Genomic DNA, 15,111 nt, shown 5'->3' with positions numbered 1-15,111 from the left:
ACGACTTCTTCATCGTGTCGGACTTCAGCGATTCATCGTCGAGGTCGTTGAAAGCCTTCTTGTAGAACTCCGGACCGCCGGTCGACAGCACGATGGAATCAAACATCGTCGCCTCCTGCCAGTTCTGACCACCGAGCGCCAGCGGGATGACGCCGGCGGCCTTGGCCTTGTCGAGCAGGGCGATCAGCTCGTCGAAGGTCTTCGGCTGGGTGCCGCCGATCTTGTCCATCACAGCCTTGTTGATCCACAGCCAGTTGACCGAGTGGACGTTGACCGGGGCTGCAACCCACTTGCCGTCATAGACCGAGAACTTCTGCAGGGCTGCCGGAACCGACTTGTCCCAGCCTTCCTTCTTCGCCGTCTCGGTCAGATCGCCCATGACGCCGGCCTGGGCATAATCGAGCACGGTATAGCCCAGCATCTGCGAGGCCGTCGGATAGGTGCCGGCCGCAACCATCGCCTTCAGCGCCGTCATCGCCGCATCGCCGCCACCGCCGGCAACCGGAACGTCCTTCCAGGCAAAACCCTCCTTCGAAAGATCCTGCTTCAAGACGTTCAGCGCAGCCGCCTCGCCGCCTGACGTCCACCAGTGCAGCATTTGTACTTCCTTCACGTCAGCGGCGTGGGCGGAGACGCTGGCGCCGGCCAGAGCCAATGCGATCATTGCAGTCGTGGTCAAAAACTTGTTCATCGAAAGACCTCCCAGTCTTACATTGGACGATGCGGGACCCATTCCCGCACCAGTCACCCGCCCTCCTCGAGCGTAGTTTGGCCGCCATTGCAGCGCCGCGCGTCTTTTCAGACGCGCAAAGGACGCTGCAACACTTTGAATCGACGCATCGTGCTTTCCGAAAATCGATTCCGATTTTCGGGCCGATGCGCTAAGCCAGCTTTTCTGTCTGCGGCATCCACCAGCTGGTGCGTTTGCCGATATGCATGTTGAGCGTCTTGGTCTCCGTGTAATCTTCAACCGCATGGCGGCCGAGCTCACGGCCGAGGCCGCTTTGCTTGTAACCGCCAAAGGGAAGTTCCGAGGCGCCGTCCATGAAGGTGTTCATCCAGACCGTCCCTGCCCGCACCGACCGGCCGATCGTCAGGCACGTGTCGAAATCGCGGCTCCAGACACCGGCCGACAGGCCGTAGTCGATGGAATTCGCAATCCTGATCGCTTCGGCGGATGTCTCGAATGTCAGGACCGAAAGCACCGGACCAAAGACTTCCTCGCGCGCCACGGCCATATCGGGGGTGACCTCTTCGAGGATCGTCGGCGACATGAACTGCCCCATGCCGAGATCGAGCGTCTCGCCGCCATGCGCGACCCGGGCACCGCTGCCCCTCGCGCCGGCGACGTATCCTGATATCTTCTCCAGATGCTCAGGCGTGATGATGGCGCCGACCTGCGTCGAAGGATCGAGCGGGTCGCCGACCTTCACTGCTTTCGACAATTCGGCAATCCGCTTGACGACATCGGAAGCGATTGATTTGTGAAGGATCAGCCGCGAGCCGGCATTGCAGCATTCGCCGGCATTGAAGTATGCGCCGAAGACCGCGGCATCGATGAACGCATCGAGATCGGCATCCGGAAACACGATCTGCGGGTTCTTCCCGCCCAATTCCAACGAGACCTTCTTCAGCGTCTGTGCGGCATTCGACATCGTCAGCTTTCCGACCCCGGTCGAGCCGGTGAAGGACACCATGTCGACGTCAGGATGGGACGTCATGACCGCGCCGACCTCCGGTCCCGTACCGGTGACAATGTTGACGACGCCATCCGGAATGCCTGCCTCCTGCAGGATCTCTCCCAGCACCAGCGTCGATCCTGAGGTCAGTTCCGAGGGCTTGACGACGGTCGTGCAACCTGCGGCCAGAGCGAATGGCAGCTTCTGGCCGACGATCAGGAACGGGAAGTTCCAGGGCGTAATGATCGACACCACCCCGATCGCTTCGCGCAAGACGACACCCAGGGTGCCATCGCCGAGCGTGTTGTAGCTTTCACCATGGAGGTCGCGGGCAAGAGCCGCCGCGTAGCGCCATATGTCAACCGAGCCGGCAATTTCTCCCCGTACCTGCGTGATCGGTTTTCCTGCCTCGATAGCATCGAGAAATGCCAGCTCCTCTGCACGCGCCGCGATCAGATCGGCCGCCTTGAGCAGGATCGCGGAACGTTCGGCAGCGGTCATTCGGGGCCACGGCCCAAAATCGAACGCCTTGCGTGCCGCGGAAATCGCACGCTCGGCGTCCTTTCTGCTGCCGGTCGGGAACCGGCTGACCACGACACCATGGCTCGGCGCGACACGCTCGATCGGATCGGGGCTGCCTGCCTCCCATTTGCCATCGACGAGCATCTTGAAATCACGCGCCTTGTGGTCGCTGAGCGCGGTGGGGTTGACGAGGACCGTCATTACCATTCTCCCTTGAACGTTGCCGGGCGCTTCTCGCTGAATGATGCGACGCCCTCCTTCAGATCGCCGGTCTTCGCAGCAAGGATCGAGCCCAGAGCTTCGACCGCGGTTCCATTGTCTTCGCCATTCGCCGATGCGATCATCAACTTCGCGATCTCGGTTGCAGCCGGCCCCCTTGCGGCAATCCGCCCAGCATATTCCCTGGCGGCGACGAGCGCGTTTCCTGTGGGGACAACCGCGTCGACGATCCCGAGCAGGCGTGCCTCCTCGGCGGTGAATATCTCGCCGCCCAAGGCCATGCGCCGGACGGCCTGCGCCCCGAACCGGCGCACAAGACGCTGGGTCCCGGACCAGCCCGGCACCATTCCAAGACCGGTTTCCGGCAGGCCGATCTTGATGTGCTGCTCGGCAAGGCGAATGTCAGCGACCCCTGCAAGTTCAAGCCCTCCACCGAGGGCATGGCCGTTCAGAGCCGCGATCAGCGGCATCCGGAGCGTCGCCAGTCTTTCGAAGATACGGTGGCCATGCCGAACCCAGAGATGGCCGAACTCCTGAGGCAACATTCCGCCCCAGGCCTTGATATCGCCGCCGGCGGAAAAGCCCTTTCCTTCGCCTGTCAGAATGGCAGCGCGCACATTGGCGTTCGCCTCCACCTCGTCGGCCGCGTCCGCCAGCGCTTTCAGCATGTCGAGGTCGAGCGCGTTCAACTTCTCCGGACGAGAAATCGTCAGCGTCGCAACATGTCCATCGACGTCAATTCTGACTGTTCCGCTAGCCATCGAAGCTGCCCTCCAACGTCCGTGCGCTTTTTTCTGGAAGCGACAGGCCGATTTTTGCCTCCGCGAAGAGCGCGGCGTCCATGACCTTCAGGTCGGGCGCGACGATCAGCGGAAACTCCGACTGATCGAGGATGTGGGACTGGAGATCGACACCTGGGGCAATCTCGGTGAGCACGACGCCATCGGGCGTCAGCTTCATCACGCACCGCTCGGTGACATAGGTGATGTCCTGCCCCTGCTCGATCGCGCGCCTGCCGCTGAATGTGACATGTTCGACCTCGTTCACGAGCTTCTTTAGCTTGCCTTCCTTGTCGATAAGAAGAGCGCCATTGGCGATCGAAAGCTTCGCTCCGGCATTGAACATGCCGGAGAATACTATCTTCTTCGCCCGCGCCGTGATGTCGACGAAGCCTCCGGCGCCAGCCGTCACATGCGGCCGGAAGGAGAGCTTGGAGACATTGACCGAACCGTCTTTGCCGATCTCGAGGAAGGACAGCAGCGATGCATCGAAGCCTGCACCCTGGAAATAGGTGAACTGATAGGGAGACGGCATATAGGCGTCCGCATTGGAGGCGCAGCCAAAGGCGAAGTCGAGCAGCGGCACGCCACCGACCGCCCCTTGCTCGATGACCCAGGTGACCGCGCCGTGAAGCCCTTCCTCCAGCAGAATTCGCGGCACGTTAGCCGATATGCCGAAGCCGAGATTGACGCAGCTTCCCGCTTGCAGTTCCTGCGCAACACGACGCGCGATGACTTTCTGAACATTGAACTCCGGAACGCTGAAGCTATCGAGCGGGCGGAAGATTTCCCCGGAAATTGCCGGATCATATTGCGTCTGCGTCGTCTGCTTCTGTTCCGGATCGACGATCACATAATCGACCAGCATTCCGGGCACCCGGACGTCATGGGGCTTCAGCGAGCCTTCCTTGGTGATCCGCTTGACCTGCGCGATGACGATGCCGCCGTTGTTGCGCGCGGCCAGCGCCTGATCGAGGCCGCCGAGATAGGCGCCTTCATGTTCGTATGTGAGGTTGCCGCGCTCGTCGGCAGTGGTGGCGCGAATGATGGCGACCTCAGGGACGATCGAGGGAAAGAACAGCCAGTCTTCGCCCTCGAAGCGCACGCGCTTGACCACCGGATGCTCCGACGCCAGGCCGTTCATCGCGCAACCCTGCCGCTTAGGATCGACGAATGTATCGATGCCGATCTTGGTCAGAACGCCCGGTCGCTTGGCGGCGGCTTCGCGATGAATGTCGAACAGTATGCCGGACGGAATGTTGTAGGCCGGGATTTCGTTGTTGGTGATCATTTGCCAGATCAGCGGCGGCTCTGACGATGACGGGCCGGACGGATAGGAACCACCGATGATGCGCTTGAGCAGCCCCTTCTTGGCGATATGGTCGACGCCCTTGATGCCGCTCATGTCGCCGGCAGCGATAGGATGAAGGGTCGTAATATCCCGGGGATGGCCGGTCGCATCGAAACGCTCGCCAATCGCCTTCAGCATGAGGTCCGGGCAACCGAGACCGCTCGAGGAAGACACCGTTACAACAGCGCCATCCGGGATCAGCGCGGCCGCTTCGGTCGGGGTGAGATGCTTCTTCATGGGCGTTACTCAGAGTCCTGTTTCGATTTTTGCGCTCTTGCGGGCGCCACAGCTCTCGCGAACAACCAGTCGAACCGCTGTTATCACCGTCTCCGCCTCGGCCTTGCCCGCATTGATCTGTTTCAGAAGCAGCTGCGCGCCGCGGCGCCCAATGCCCTGCGGATCGACCGAGATCGTCGTGAGCGCAGGAACCGCCGCCTGAGCCTCGATGACGTCGTCGAAACCCACGACCGCGAAGTCGGAGCCGGGCTCTAGACGGCGCGCACGCAATCCGTCGCAAACACCGAAGGCTACGGCATCGTTGAAGCAGACGGCTGCCGTGGGTTTGTCGGAAAGAACGATGGCTTTTCCGATCGCCTCTACCCCGCCGGCTCGCGAAGGCGCCGACGAGATGACGAATTCTTGGTGATAGTCGAGCCCGGCTGCCTCTATGCCGCTTCGGTAACCGGCAAGGCGATCATCGAAGACAGCGGTATCGGGAAAGCCGCCGAGAAAGGCGATGCGCTTGTGGCCGAGCTCCGCCAGGTGCTTGACCGCGGACCTCATGCCAGCTTGGTTGTCGGAGACGACGGACGAGACTTTGGCGCCAGGCAGGTTTCTGACGACGACCACCACCGGAATCCCTGCGGCGACAAGCGGCTTGAAGTCTGCGGCATCGGTGGCGCGCGCCGGCGACACGATGAGCCCCGAAATGCCATGCTCCCGCATCGATGCGACAACCTCGCGCTGCCTGTCGATGCTCTCGCTGGTGTTCGACAGGAATTGCACGAACCCGGCCGACTGAACGACCATATCGACGCCGACCGCCAGTTCCGCAAAGAAGCTGTTCGTCAGGTCGTTGACGACGACCCCGATGATCCTCGACTTGGCGCCGGCCTGCCGAAGATTGGCGGCGCCGCGATTGTAGACATAGCCCAGCTCGCGCATCACCGCATTGACCTTGGTACGCGTCCCCTCATTGACCAGCGAGGAGCCCTGAAGCACCAGCGAAACCGTCGATTTCGAGACGCCTGCGGCTTTCGCAATGTCGATGACGGTTACCCGCGCCTTTGTCATTTTCCCTCCCGACGCCAAACGTCGACTGATCGTTTAATATTTGGAACGTTCCAATTATGTCAAGAGGATTTCACAGGAATACCAGCAAATGCCAGGAGCGAGCGAATTCCATGCACATTTTTTGGCGGTGAAAGCGCCAAAATAATTGGAACGATCTAAATTTAGGCCGCAAAAGAGAGGCATCTGCCGATATTCTCGGGCACGAGAAAAGCTGGAGTTTCTGTGAAGCACGCGGCCAATCTCGGGCTGGCATTTTTCACGACATCGACTACAAGTCGAAACGAGGCGCCTGTCGAGACCTGAATATATTCGTCAAACCTATTGAGATTTTTATGCAAATTTTTAGAGCTTTTCGCGCTCGCCACCCCATTTGTGCAGCCACGCTGGGATTTATATTAGGTCCAGATGTCGTTATGGCCTATCTCGGGTGCGGCTGGAAAGCGACTGCTTACTTTGCGGGTGGCATCGTCATCTCGATCGCGCAACTCTGGTTGTTTAGCGTTCCGTCAGCCGCTGTTTTTGGTTATTTCCTGATCTTGGCCTGGCGTCTGATTGGCCTACTGCATGGCTATCGTGCAACAAAGATGATGCCAGCAGACACCGTGTTTCCGTGGTATTCGCGGTGGTATAGTCTTGCCCTGATCTTTTTGTTTGCACCGTTCGCCTTAGCGATGCTGGTTCGAAGTTTCGCCTTTCAACCATTCACGATACCGTCGAGCTCGATGCTGCCCAATTTGCGGAGCGGCGACTACATGTTCGCGCAAAAATACGCCTATGGGTACAGCCGCTATTCGCTCCCGTACGGGCTTGGACCGGAGCGTCGTATATTTGGACATGGACCGGAGCGAGGAGACGTCGTCATGTTCCGGACGCCAATGGACACGAAGGTCGATTACGTGAAACGCGTCGTCGGCCTGCCAGGTGACCGCATTCAGATGAGATCGGGTGTTCTCTACTTGAATGGTACCGCAGTTGAGCGCGAGCCGGCGGGTGATTTGACCTATCAATCAGTAACAGTGCAGGCGTTTAAGGAGACGCTGCCATCTGGCCGCAGCTATGCGATTGTTGAGCAAGTGGACAACGCCCGCGGCGACAATACAAGGGAATTCGTTGTCCCCGACGGGCATTACTTCGTGCTGGGCGACAATCGTGACAACAGTCTGGATAGCCGCTTCGATATGGGATTTATCCCAGATGACAACATATATGCGAAGGCAGCCATCGTGCTTTTCAATTCCGAGGATGGATCGCGGCAGATGTCGTGGATTCAATAACTCGATAGGCAGAAAATATTGCGACCAGGCCCGTAAAGAGCATGAGCAGATGAAACTACGCGCTGAACTGATCGCTCTGCCGCCACGCCAGCAAGCACGGCGCTTGGCAGCCGTCGCCGCGTCTCTGGTCATCCAAATCAAGCATACCGAACCCCACGCGCCCGAAGCCGAAGCCGCGTTGGCGGCAATCCGCACCTGGGGTGATGGCGGAGGACTGACCGGCCGATACGTCTCCGATCTTGTCTATAGCGACGATGAGCGCGGGGCGCTCCGTCGGCTCTCGGAGGCAGCCGGAGAGCCCAGCGAAGACGGCTGGAACGCGCTGACGACGGCAACCATGTACGTCGCCTGGCTTGTTTACCAGGAGACCGGCGAGCCCATGCCGAGTGACGTCAACGAGGTCGGAGAGGACAGCCTTGACCTTCTGGACGAGCAACTGGCCAAACTCCACATATAGTTCGCCGCAGCCTGCAAGGAGAAGCAAGGCAGCTCCTTCATCGATCGCTGGTGCTGTTGTGCATCCGTGATCGCCGCGAGCGTCGCCGACGACCCTGCTCCTTCTAATTTCTCCTTCTCCAGGTTTCGGTCGAGGAATTCCCGACCATAGACATTAGCGAAACTTTATCGTTTCTGACGAATGCTACGGATACGTGCAACGCGCCAGATCTGAAGCAGGGCCGGATGATGCCACACTCGTTTGAATCTATCCTGGAGAGCCTGCCTCAGGGCATTGTTCTGCTTGATCCTGCCGGTACGGTGACGGCTTTCAATTCGCGCACGCTTGATATTCTCGGCCTTCCGCAAGGCGCCATCCGCAAAGGCATGAACATCGACGGATTGCCGGGCACCGCAGACTGCCGTGCGGTGGCATCCCGGCGGTCGATGGCTGGTGGAGCGCCCACGTCTCAGTTTGCCCTTTCCGATGGAGGGATGGTCTCATTGACCTGCGCCCCGTCGAGGGATGGAGGCTGGATCCTCAGTTACGAAGACATCTCGACTCTCATTCGCGTCGAAGACAGCCTGACCGAACAACATCGCCGGTTCGACGCAGCGCTCAGCAATATGCCGCATGGGCTGTGCATGTTCGATTCGACAAAGAATCTCATTCTGTGCAACGCTTCCTATGCACGGATGTACAATCTGCCGGACCTGCTGACGCAACCGGGAACGCCACTTGTTGATATCCTGGCCTATCGCAGCCGAGAGGGAAATGGCCCGGCCGATACCGCCGCCTATTTTGACGTGGTCTTTGAAGCGACAGCACGCGGTGCGCCGGCCAGCCAAAATATCGTTCTGGCAGATGGACGCGTTATCAAGATCACCCACAATCCGATGCAAACGGGTGGATACGTGGCCACGCATGAGGACGTGACAAAGACCGTGCGACTTGCCGAAGAGCTGCGCCGGCATCACGATCAGCTCGAAGCGACGGTTAAGAGCCGCACGGCGGAAGTCGAGCGGCAGGCGCGGGAACTCGAGCGAATGCTGGCGCAGGAGCGGAACATCAACGAATTGCAGCGGCAATTCGTGGCGATGGCATCGCATGAATTCAGGACCCCGCTGGCAATCATCGACGCTGCTGCCCAGCGGCTGCTGCGAAAAAGGGGGGCGGTCGAGCCCGAATTTCTCAGCGACAAGGTCGATCAAATCCGCGCATCGGTGACCCGGATTGTCGATCTCATGGAGAGCATCCTGTCAGCCGGACGCCTTGATACTGGCAAGATCGATATCAACTACGACGCCTGCGCATTGAGATCATTGATAAAAACCTGCTGCGAGCGGCAGTCGACGATCGCAAAGTCGCACAGCTTTGTGTTGGATATCGATGGGCTGCCGGAGTTCATCGATGCCGATCCCCGCACTTTGGCACAGGTCTTTACCAACCTGCTTTCCAATGCCGTCAAATACGCGCCCGGAACCTCCGAAATTCGCGTCACTGCATGGGCTGAGACGGGAAACGTCAAAGTTTCGATCAGCGATGATGGCGTGGGGATCGACGCCGAAGACGTGCCCCGGCTGTTCCAGCGCTATTTTCGGGCCCGGACGTCGACCGGGATTGCCGGAACCGGTATCGGCCTCAATCTGGTGAAGCAGATCGTCGAACTGCACAACGGTTCGATAGAGGTTCGCAGTGCAAGAGGATGCGGTTCGACGTTTACCGTAACCCTTCCCATCAAGAGAAACGGCGACGTTTCCGCGGCCAATGACGCTGCCTGACGTTTCAGGATTGCTGTCCTGCATATCTACCCTATCCTTCTCACAATAGAGGAGGATCATGTCATGGCTTTCATTCACACACCCAACGCATCCGCCAGCGAGAAGACGACGTCGATGTATGCGTCGGCCGAGGCGAATTATGGTTATCTGCCGAACATGTATCGGGCCTTCGGCCATCGGCCGGAGGTGATGGAGAGCTGGGCAGCGCTGCTTTCGAGCATTCGCGGCCATATGAGCTTGCGGCGCTACGAGCTGGTGACGCTGGCGGCGGCCAAGGAGCTCAAATCCTCCTATTGCATGCTGGCGCACGGCTCAGTGCTGCTGCGCGAGGGTTTCACCAGCGACGGGCTGACGGCTGTTGTCAACGAGACGGACAAGGCGCCGATCGATGCCGGCGAACGCGCGATCATGGCCTTTGCCGCCAAGGTGGCGCGCGATGCGACGTCGGTGACCCAGCAGGACATCGACGGGCTGAAGAAACACGGGCTGAGCGACGCCGATGTCTTCGACGTCACGGCTGCGGCAGCCGCCCGGTGTTTCTTCTCGAAAATGCTGGATGCGCTGGGTGCTGCACCCGACCATGCCTATATCGAGCGGCTGGAGCCGAATGTGCGAAAGACGCTCAGCGTCGGCCGAGAGGTCGAGCGGCCTCTGGCGCCGTCACAGTCCCGGGGTACACCGCAATGACGCGATGAAGGAGAGCGTCCGGCGTCTGCTCTTGCGGCTCCAATTCCTCAGGCCCTCACTCCTGCGGCCCTTACTCCTGCGGTTTGTCGGCAAAATGCTGGATCGCAAATTCGGCGATATTCTGGCTCGACCGATCGGCATCGTCGAGCAGCGAGGGAAACAGCTGCCACTGATGGGGCATACCCGGCCAGACCTCGGTGGTGACATCCACGCCCGCCTGGCGCGCCTTGTCGGCGAGCCGTAGCGTATCATCCAGCAGGACTTCGCCGGAGCCGACCTGCAGCAACAGCGGCGGAAAGCCGGTCATGTCGGCGTAGAGCGGCGATGCCTGGGGATCGGTCGGAGACCGGCTGCGGAGATAGGTCTTGCGCAGGGTGTCGATCCAGTCCTTGCCGACCAGCGGATCGCTTCCGGCGTTTGATGTCATGGATCCGCCCGTCGCGGTAAGATCGGTGATGGGGCTGAGCGCAATCACAGCCGCCGGCAACGGCTTTGCCGCCTGCATCTGCCGCAGCACCGTCTCGATCGCGATATTGCCGCCGGCGCCGTCTCCGGCCACGATGACATTCTCGCTCCGATAGCCGTTGTCGAGAAGCCAGCGATAGGCGGTCAGCGCGTCGTTGATCTGCGCGGGATAGCCATATTCGGGCATCAGCCGATAATCAATGAGAAGAATGTCGCTGGATGCGGCCTTGGCGAGCGAGCCGGCAAGCAGGCTATGTGTGCGAATGGAGCCGCTGGAAAAGCCGCCGCCATGAATATAGAGGATCACCCTTTGGCCGATCGGGTGATGAAGACGAGCGGGCCACATCAGCTCGGCGTCGACGCCGTCGGCATCGACCTGCCGAACCTGGATGCGCGTCGGCCCCGGCATCGTCTCCATCAACGTCCTGAAGGCTGTCCGCCGCTGCTGCAGGCTATCGGCGCCGGCAAAGTGATCCTTCCAGAGGCCGACGAGTTTTTCGACCTGTTCGCGCGAGGCCGGGCTTTGCGGCCCAATGTCCCGCCCGACCGCCGCCGAGGCGAGCAGCATCAGCGCAGCCAAAGCGGGGAACAGACATTTGAGCCGCCTTAGGGCTCTTCGAATACCAGCTGGCAAAATCCGACCGTTCATCAACCTCTCCCGACGATGCTGGCCAAGGCGGCATCTTTGGCCGGTTCGTCCACCGGAGTCAAAAGGGTGACAGGCGCGAACCCCAAGCTTTTTCATTCCACGAACATCGCCGCACCCGTCCGGGCCTGGGTGCGGTCGATGGCCGCCTTGAACGCCGCCCATATCAGGCGGCGGCTCGATGACGGAGATAGGGCGGCTCCTCTGCAGGTCCCTCCGCTCTGCCTGGAATGAAAGTCGGCAGCTGCCCGTTCACTGTGGATTCGTCAGACTGCTCTTAAAAAATTGAACAATGCCTGCCTGCACGGCTTGCCATTTGCCGCGCTTCCGTCGGAAATGGACGACGTGCCTGGCTGCCTCCTAAACCCGGGCGCCTCTTCTTGCTTGTGAGTGAAGGATACCGATGACCACCATTTACCTTGCCGGCCCGGAAGTCTTTCTTCCGGATGCCATGCCCATCATGGCCGAGAAACGCCGATTGGCGCGCCAGTTCGGCTTCGAGCCGACCGGTCCCGGCAGCGACGAAAACCAGACGCCGGTGAAGCGGACGGCCGTAGAGATCTACGCGCGCAACGACGACGCCATGCGTCGAGCCGAGATCTGCCTTGCCAACATCACTCCCTTTCGAGGCGTCAGCGCCGATCCGGGTACGGTCTACGAGATCGGCTTTATGATTGCGCTGGGAAAAGCGGTCTTTGCCTATACCAATCACCCCGACGACTATGGTCTGCGTGTTCGCTCGATCTGGTATGCGGGGCTCGATATCGATGAGACGAGCGGGCGCCCACGCGGACCGGATGGCATTGCGATCGAAAATCACGGGATGGCCGACAACCTGATGATCGACGGAGGGGTCGAGGCGACGGGGGGCAAGGTGTTTCGTGCGGCGGCGCTCCCGGCGGACCCTGCCCGCGACCTTACGGTTTACTTCGAGGCGCTTCAGACCATCGCCGGCATGCTGGCCTCTTTTACTCCGCCTTCATCGCGTCGATGAGCGCCCTGAAGCCCGCCGACATGTGGCGGCGGCTCGGATAGTAGAGATAGAGCGGTTCCTCCGGCTGGCACCAGTCGTCCAGCACCTGGATCAACTCGCCGCCGGCGATCGCCTTCTCCACGCGCGGCTCCCAGACATAGGCAAGGCCGACGCCGCCGAGCGCTGCCTGCATCATCAGCTCGTGATCGTCGAGCGACAGCGGTCCGGTCGGCTGAAAGCTAACCGCCTGGCCGTCCTTCTCGAATTCCCAGGCGTAACGCGCGCCTGAAGGAAACATGTTCTGGATGCAGAGATGGCGCTTGAGTTCGTGCGGTGTCGCCGGTTTCGGCCGGGTCTCGAAATAGGCGGGCGAGCCGACGACGACCAAGCGGATGCGCGGCTTGATACGCAACGCGATCATGCCCTCGGTGACGCGTTCGCCGAAGCGGATGCCAGCATCGAAGCCCTCTTCGACGATATCGACCAGCCTGTCCGTGGCGTTGATCTCCAGCTGCAAATTGGGATTCTTTTTGAGCAACGGGCCGATGACACGACCGATGACGAAGGGGCCGATCGAGTTCGGAACGTTGATCCGCACCTTGCCGAATGGCGTGTCGCGGTAGCGGTTCAGCGCATCCAGCGCTGCAGCCATTTCGCCGAAGGCCGGGTCGAGATGCGAGATCAACAGTTCGCCGGCCTCGGTCAGCGAAACGCTGCGCGTCGTGCGGTTGAGCAGGCGGATGCCGATCCGATCTTCGAGATTGAGCACGGCGTGGCTGACCGCGGAGGCGGTGACACCCCTCTCCTCGCCCGCCTTGCGGAAGCTTTTGTGCCGGGCGACGGCCGCGAAGGCTGCGAGTTCGGAAAGTTCGGTGGCGCGCATTCCTGAATGTCACTCATCATAGTTTCAAGAATAACAAATCTTATACAGCAACGGATTTTCGGTCAAATTCAACCGGTCAGCACAGAGATGCGACGCCAACCGAATAGCTCTCGAAAGGAATTCGTCATGAAAGTATGGTTCATCACTGGTGCATCCCGCGGCTTCGGCGCGCTGATGACCAAGGAAGCCCTTGCGTCAGGCGATGCCGTTATCGCCACTGCCCGCAACCCGAAGACCATCACCGAGCAGTTCGGCGAGCATCCGAACCTGCTGGCCGTTGCCCTCGACGTCACCAACGAGGCGCAGGCCAAGGAGGCAGCGGCTGCCGGCATCGCCCGCTTCGGCCGTATCGACGTCCTCGCCAACAATGCCGGCTACGGCCTGCTCGGCGCTGTCGAGGAAGCCACCGCCGAAGAGGTCGAAAAGCTCTATGCCACAAATGTCTTCGGCCTCTTGAAAGTGACGCGCGCCGTGCTGCCCTATATGCGCCGCCAGCGTTCCGGCCATGTCCTTAACTTCTCATCGATCGGCGGTTACTTCGGCTATCCCGGCTGGGGCGTCTACGGCTCGACGAAGTTCGCCGTCGAAGGCCTCTCGGAATCGATGGCCGCCGAACTCGAACCTTTCGGCATCAAGGTGACGATCGTCGAGCCGGGCTTCTTCCGCACCGACTTCCTCGCCGACACCTCGCTGGCGATCAGCCCGGCCTCCATCGCGGACTACGAGGGTACGCCGGCCGGCAAGATGCGTAGTTTCGCTGCCGACGCAAACCATGCCCAGCCCGGCAATCCCGCCAAGCTTGCCGCCGGCATCATGACGCTCGCCAATTCGCCCAATCCGCCGCTGCGCATGCCGTTCGGCAGCGATACGGTAGCCGTGATCGAGGAGCAGCATGCCAGCGTCGAACAGGAACTTGCCGTCTGGCGCCAGCTCGCTTTGTCCACGGATTTTCCAAGCGAGGCAACGGCCTCGGCCTGAAGGGCACTGCCCGCAGGAAAACGCATGATGCGGCAAATTGGTATTCGCCTCACTTCTGGAATGACCTAGATCTAGGTTCGATCACCACCATGAAGAGGCGAGCATGTCCATCAAGTCCATCTGCATCTATGGCGCTGGCGCACTCGGCGGCGCTATCGCCGTCAAGCTTGCAAGCCAAGCCGGAAACGACGCCATCATCTCCGTCATCGCGCGTGGGGCGCATCTCGACGCCATCCGCGACAATGGTCTCAGCCTGCGCGAAGCCGATGCGGAAAGGCCGCTCAATGTCCGCCTCACCGCGACCGACGATCCCAGGACATTGCCGCCGCAGGATCTCGTCATCACCGGCCTCAAGGGGCATCAGCTGGCACCCGCTGCCGAAGGCATTGCAGGCCTCCTCAAGGAGGGCACCCGCGTCGTCATGATCCTCAACGGCATCCCGTGGTGGTATTTTCACCGCGATACCCAGAGCCGGCATGCCGAGCTGCAGTTCGACGAGCTCGATCCCGGCGGCGGGCTGTGGCGGGTGATCGGGCCGGAACGCGTCATCGGCTGCGTCGCTTATCAGGGTGCCGAGGTGATCAACCCCGGCGAGATCCAGCTTTCCCACAACGGCCGCTTCGTGCTCGGCGAGCCCTCCGGCGACATCTCGCCCGATCTCGAGGTGATCGCCGCGGTGCTGACCGGCGCGGGTCTCAACATTACGACGACACCTGATATCCGCGGCGAGATCTGGAGCAAGTTGATGGGCAACGCCGCCTTCAACCCGATCAGCGCGCTGACCAGGGCGCTGATGACCGACATCATGGCGGATCCCGCCCTTTCGGCTACGGTCGGCAAGGTGATGAGTGAAGTCCGCGCCGTCGGCGAGGCCTTGGGCGCGCGGTTCAGCATGACCGTCGAGCAGCGGTTGGAACAATCGCGCCATATCGGCGGCGTGCGCACATCGATGCTGCAGGATCTGATCGGCGGCAAGGCGCTCGAAATCACGCCGCTGGTCGGCATGGTGGTGGCGCTCGGACGCCTGGGCGCCGTGCCGACGCCGGTGTCGGAAACGATCCTGGCGCTGGTGACGCAATTGGATCGGGAAAACCAGCGCGGCGGCTGATTGCGGAGGAAGGGCGGCCGGGAAAACCCGGCCGTCT

At 60.8% G+C, this 15,111-nt stretch carries 14 protein-coding genes; 7 read left to right on the top strand and 7 right to left on the bottom strand.

The genetic code is table 11. The features are described 5' to 3' along the window. The 5 genes from GR198_RS33885 to GR198_RS33865 all read right to left on the bottom strand — a co-directional run. The coding region (locus tag GR198_RS33885) for an ABC transporter substrate-binding protein (RefSeq protein WP_164070370.1) at positions 1–691 on the bottom strand (691 nt) is incomplete at its 3' end. Between the two features lie 190 nt (positions 692–881). Continuing rightward, a complete protein-coding gene (locus GR198_RS33880; RefSeq protein WP_029872787.1) occupies positions 882–2,402 on the bottom strand; it encodes an aldehyde dehydrogenase family protein in 1,521 nt (506 codons plus the stop codon). Further along, on the bottom strand, positions 2,402–3,181 hold the full coding sequence (locus GR198_RS33875) for an enoyl-CoA hydratase/isomerase family protein (RefSeq protein WP_017993666.1): 780 nt from the start codon (positions 3,179–3,181) through the stop codon (positions 2,402–2,404). The genes GR198_RS33880 and GR198_RS33875 overlap by 1 nt, the downstream gene beginning before the upstream one ends. Further along, complete coding sequence (locus GR198_RS33870; RefSeq protein ID WP_029872788.1) at positions 3,174–4,787, bottom strand: acyl CoA:acetate/3-ketoacid CoA transferase; 1,614 nt, start codon at positions 4,785–4,787, stop codon at positions 3,174–3,176. Before GR198_RS33870 ends, GR198_RS33875 begins: the two co-directional genes overlap by 8 nt. A gap of 9 nt (positions 4,788–4,796) precedes the next feature. Continuing rightward, a complete protein-coding gene (locus tag GR198_RS33865) occupies positions 4,797–5,843 on the bottom strand; it encodes a LacI family DNA-binding transcriptional regulator (protein ID WP_164045895.1) in 1,047 nt (348 codons plus the stop codon). A gap of 413 nt (positions 5,844–6,256) precedes the next feature. Between GR198_RS33865 and lepB the strand changes: the two genes are divergently transcribed. From lepB to GR198_RS33845, 4 genes are all read left to right on the top strand, one after another. Then, positions 6,257–7,117, top strand: a complete 861-nt coding sequence (gene lepB, locus GR198_RS33860; protein ID WP_164070369.1) for a signal peptidase I — start codon at positions 6,257–6,259, stop codon at positions 7,115–7,117. 49 nt (positions 7,118–7,166) lie between these two features. After that, on the top strand, positions 7,167–7,574 hold the full coding sequence (locus GR198_RS33855) for an Imm6 family immunity protein (protein WP_017960056.1): 408 nt from the start codon (positions 7,167–7,169) through the stop codon (positions 7,572–7,574). 224 nt (positions 7,575–7,798) lie between these two features. Further along, positions 7,799–9,334 carry a sensor histidine kinase gene (locus GR198_RS33850; RefSeq protein ID WP_029872791.1) on the top strand — a complete coding sequence of 512 codons (1,536 nt, stop codon included), beginning with the start codon at positions 7,799–7,801 and terminating at the stop codon, positions 9,332–9,334. Between the two features lie 63 nt (positions 9,335–9,397). Then, complete coding sequence (locus GR198_RS33845) at positions 9,398–10,021, top strand: carboxymuconolactone decarboxylase family protein (RefSeq protein WP_003558593.1); 624 nt, start codon at positions 9,398–9,400, stop codon at positions 10,019–10,021. 70 nt (positions 10,022–10,091) lie between these two features. Here GR198_RS33845 and GR198_RS33840 read toward each other — a convergent pair whose 3' ends face one another. Next, complete coding sequence (locus GR198_RS33840; protein ID WP_029872792.1) at positions 10,092–11,066, bottom strand: alpha/beta hydrolase; 975 nt, start codon at positions 11,064–11,066, stop codon at positions 10,092–10,094. A gap of 469 nt (positions 11,067–11,535) precedes the next feature. On the opposite strand from GR198_RS33840, the gene GR198_RS33835 reads away from it, so the two are divergent. After that, entirely contained in the window at positions 11,536–12,126 is a 591-nt protein-coding gene (locus tag GR198_RS33835) for a nucleoside 2-deoxyribosyltransferase (RefSeq protein ID WP_029872794.1), read from the top strand. On the opposite strand, the gene GR198_RS33830 is transcribed toward GR198_RS33835, so the two are convergent. Next, entirely contained in the window at positions 12,101–12,988 is an 888-nt protein-coding gene (locus GR198_RS33830) for a LysR family transcriptional regulator (RefSeq protein WP_029872795.1), read from the bottom strand. The genes GR198_RS33835 and GR198_RS33830 overlap by 26 nt on opposite strands. 126 nt (positions 12,989–13,114) lie before the next feature. Here GR198_RS33830 and GR198_RS33825 point away from each other — a divergent pair, with 126 nt between their 5' ends. After that, positions 13,115–13,966, top strand: a complete 852-nt coding sequence (locus tag GR198_RS33825; protein ID WP_028741356.1) for an oxidoreductase — start codon at positions 13,115–13,117, stop codon at positions 13,964–13,966. A 103-nt stretch (positions 13,967–14,069) separates the two neighbouring features. Continuing rightward, the gene (locus tag GR198_RS33820) at positions 14,070–15,074 is read left to right on the top strand and encodes a ketopantoate reductase family protein (protein WP_164070368.1); all 1,005 of its coding nucleotides are present in this window, start codon (positions 14,070–14,072) and stop codon (positions 15,072–15,074) included. The last annotated feature ends 37 nt before the right edge of the window (positions 15,075–15,111 follow it).

The organism is Rhizobium leguminosarum (assembly GCF_010668065.1).
Lineage (GTDB): Bacteria > Pseudomonadota > Alphaproteobacteria > Rhizobiales > Rhizobiaceae > Rhizobium > Rhizobium leguminosarum_S.
The sequence above is the reverse complement of the archived record's forward strand: the minus strand, read 5'-3'. Positions and strand labels throughout refer to the sequence as shown.

Excerpts from the sequence above, each read along its gene's own strand:
- GR198_RS33870 (WP_029872788.1), bottom strand. The coding sequence starts at position 4,787 with ATGAAGAAGCATCTCACCCCGACCGAAGCGGCCGCGCTGATCCCGGAT.
- GR198_RS33830 (WP_029872795.1), bottom strand. The coding sequence starts at position 12,988 with ATGCGCGCCACCGAACTTTCCGAACTCGCAGCCTTCGCGGCCGTCGCC.
- GR198_RS33855 (WP_017960056.1), top strand. The coding sequence starts at position 7,167 with ATGAAACTACGCGCTGAACTGATCGCTCTGCCGCCACGCCAGCAAGCA.
- GR198_RS33880 (WP_029872787.1), bottom strand. The coding sequence starts at position 2,402 with ATGACGGTCCTCGTCAACCCCACCGCGCTCAGCGACCACAAGGCGCGT.
- GR198_RS33825 (WP_028741356.1), top strand. The coding sequence starts at position 13,115 with ATGAAAGTATGGTTCATCACTGGTGCATCCCGCGGCTTCGGCGCGCTG.
- GR198_RS33835 (WP_029872794.1), top strand. The coding sequence starts at position 11,536 with ATGACCACCATTTACCTTGCCGGCCCGGAAGTCTTTCTTCCGGATGCC.
- lepB (WP_164070369.1), top strand. The coding sequence starts at position 6,257 with ATGGCCTATCTCGGGTGCGGCTGGAAAGCGACTGCTTACTTTGCGGGT.
- GR198_RS33845 (WP_003558593.1), top strand. The coding sequence starts at position 9,398 with ATGGCTTTCATTCACACACCCAACGCATCCGCCAGCGAGAAGACGACG.
- GR198_RS33850 (WP_029872791.1), top strand. The coding sequence starts at position 7,799 with ATGATGCCACACTCGTTTGAATCTATCCTGGAGAGCCTGCCTCAGGGC.
- GR198_RS33820 (WP_164070368.1), top strand. The coding sequence starts at position 14,070 with ATGTCCATCAAGTCCATCTGCATCTATGGCGCTGGCGCACTCGGCGGC.
- GR198_RS33875 (WP_017993666.1), bottom strand. The coding sequence starts at position 3,181 with ATGGCTAGCGGAACAGTCAGAATTGACGTCGATGGACATGTTGCGACG.
- GR198_RS33865 (WP_164045895.1), bottom strand. The coding sequence starts at position 5,843 with ATGACAAAGGCGCGGGTAACCGTCATCGACATTGCGAAAGCCGCAGGC.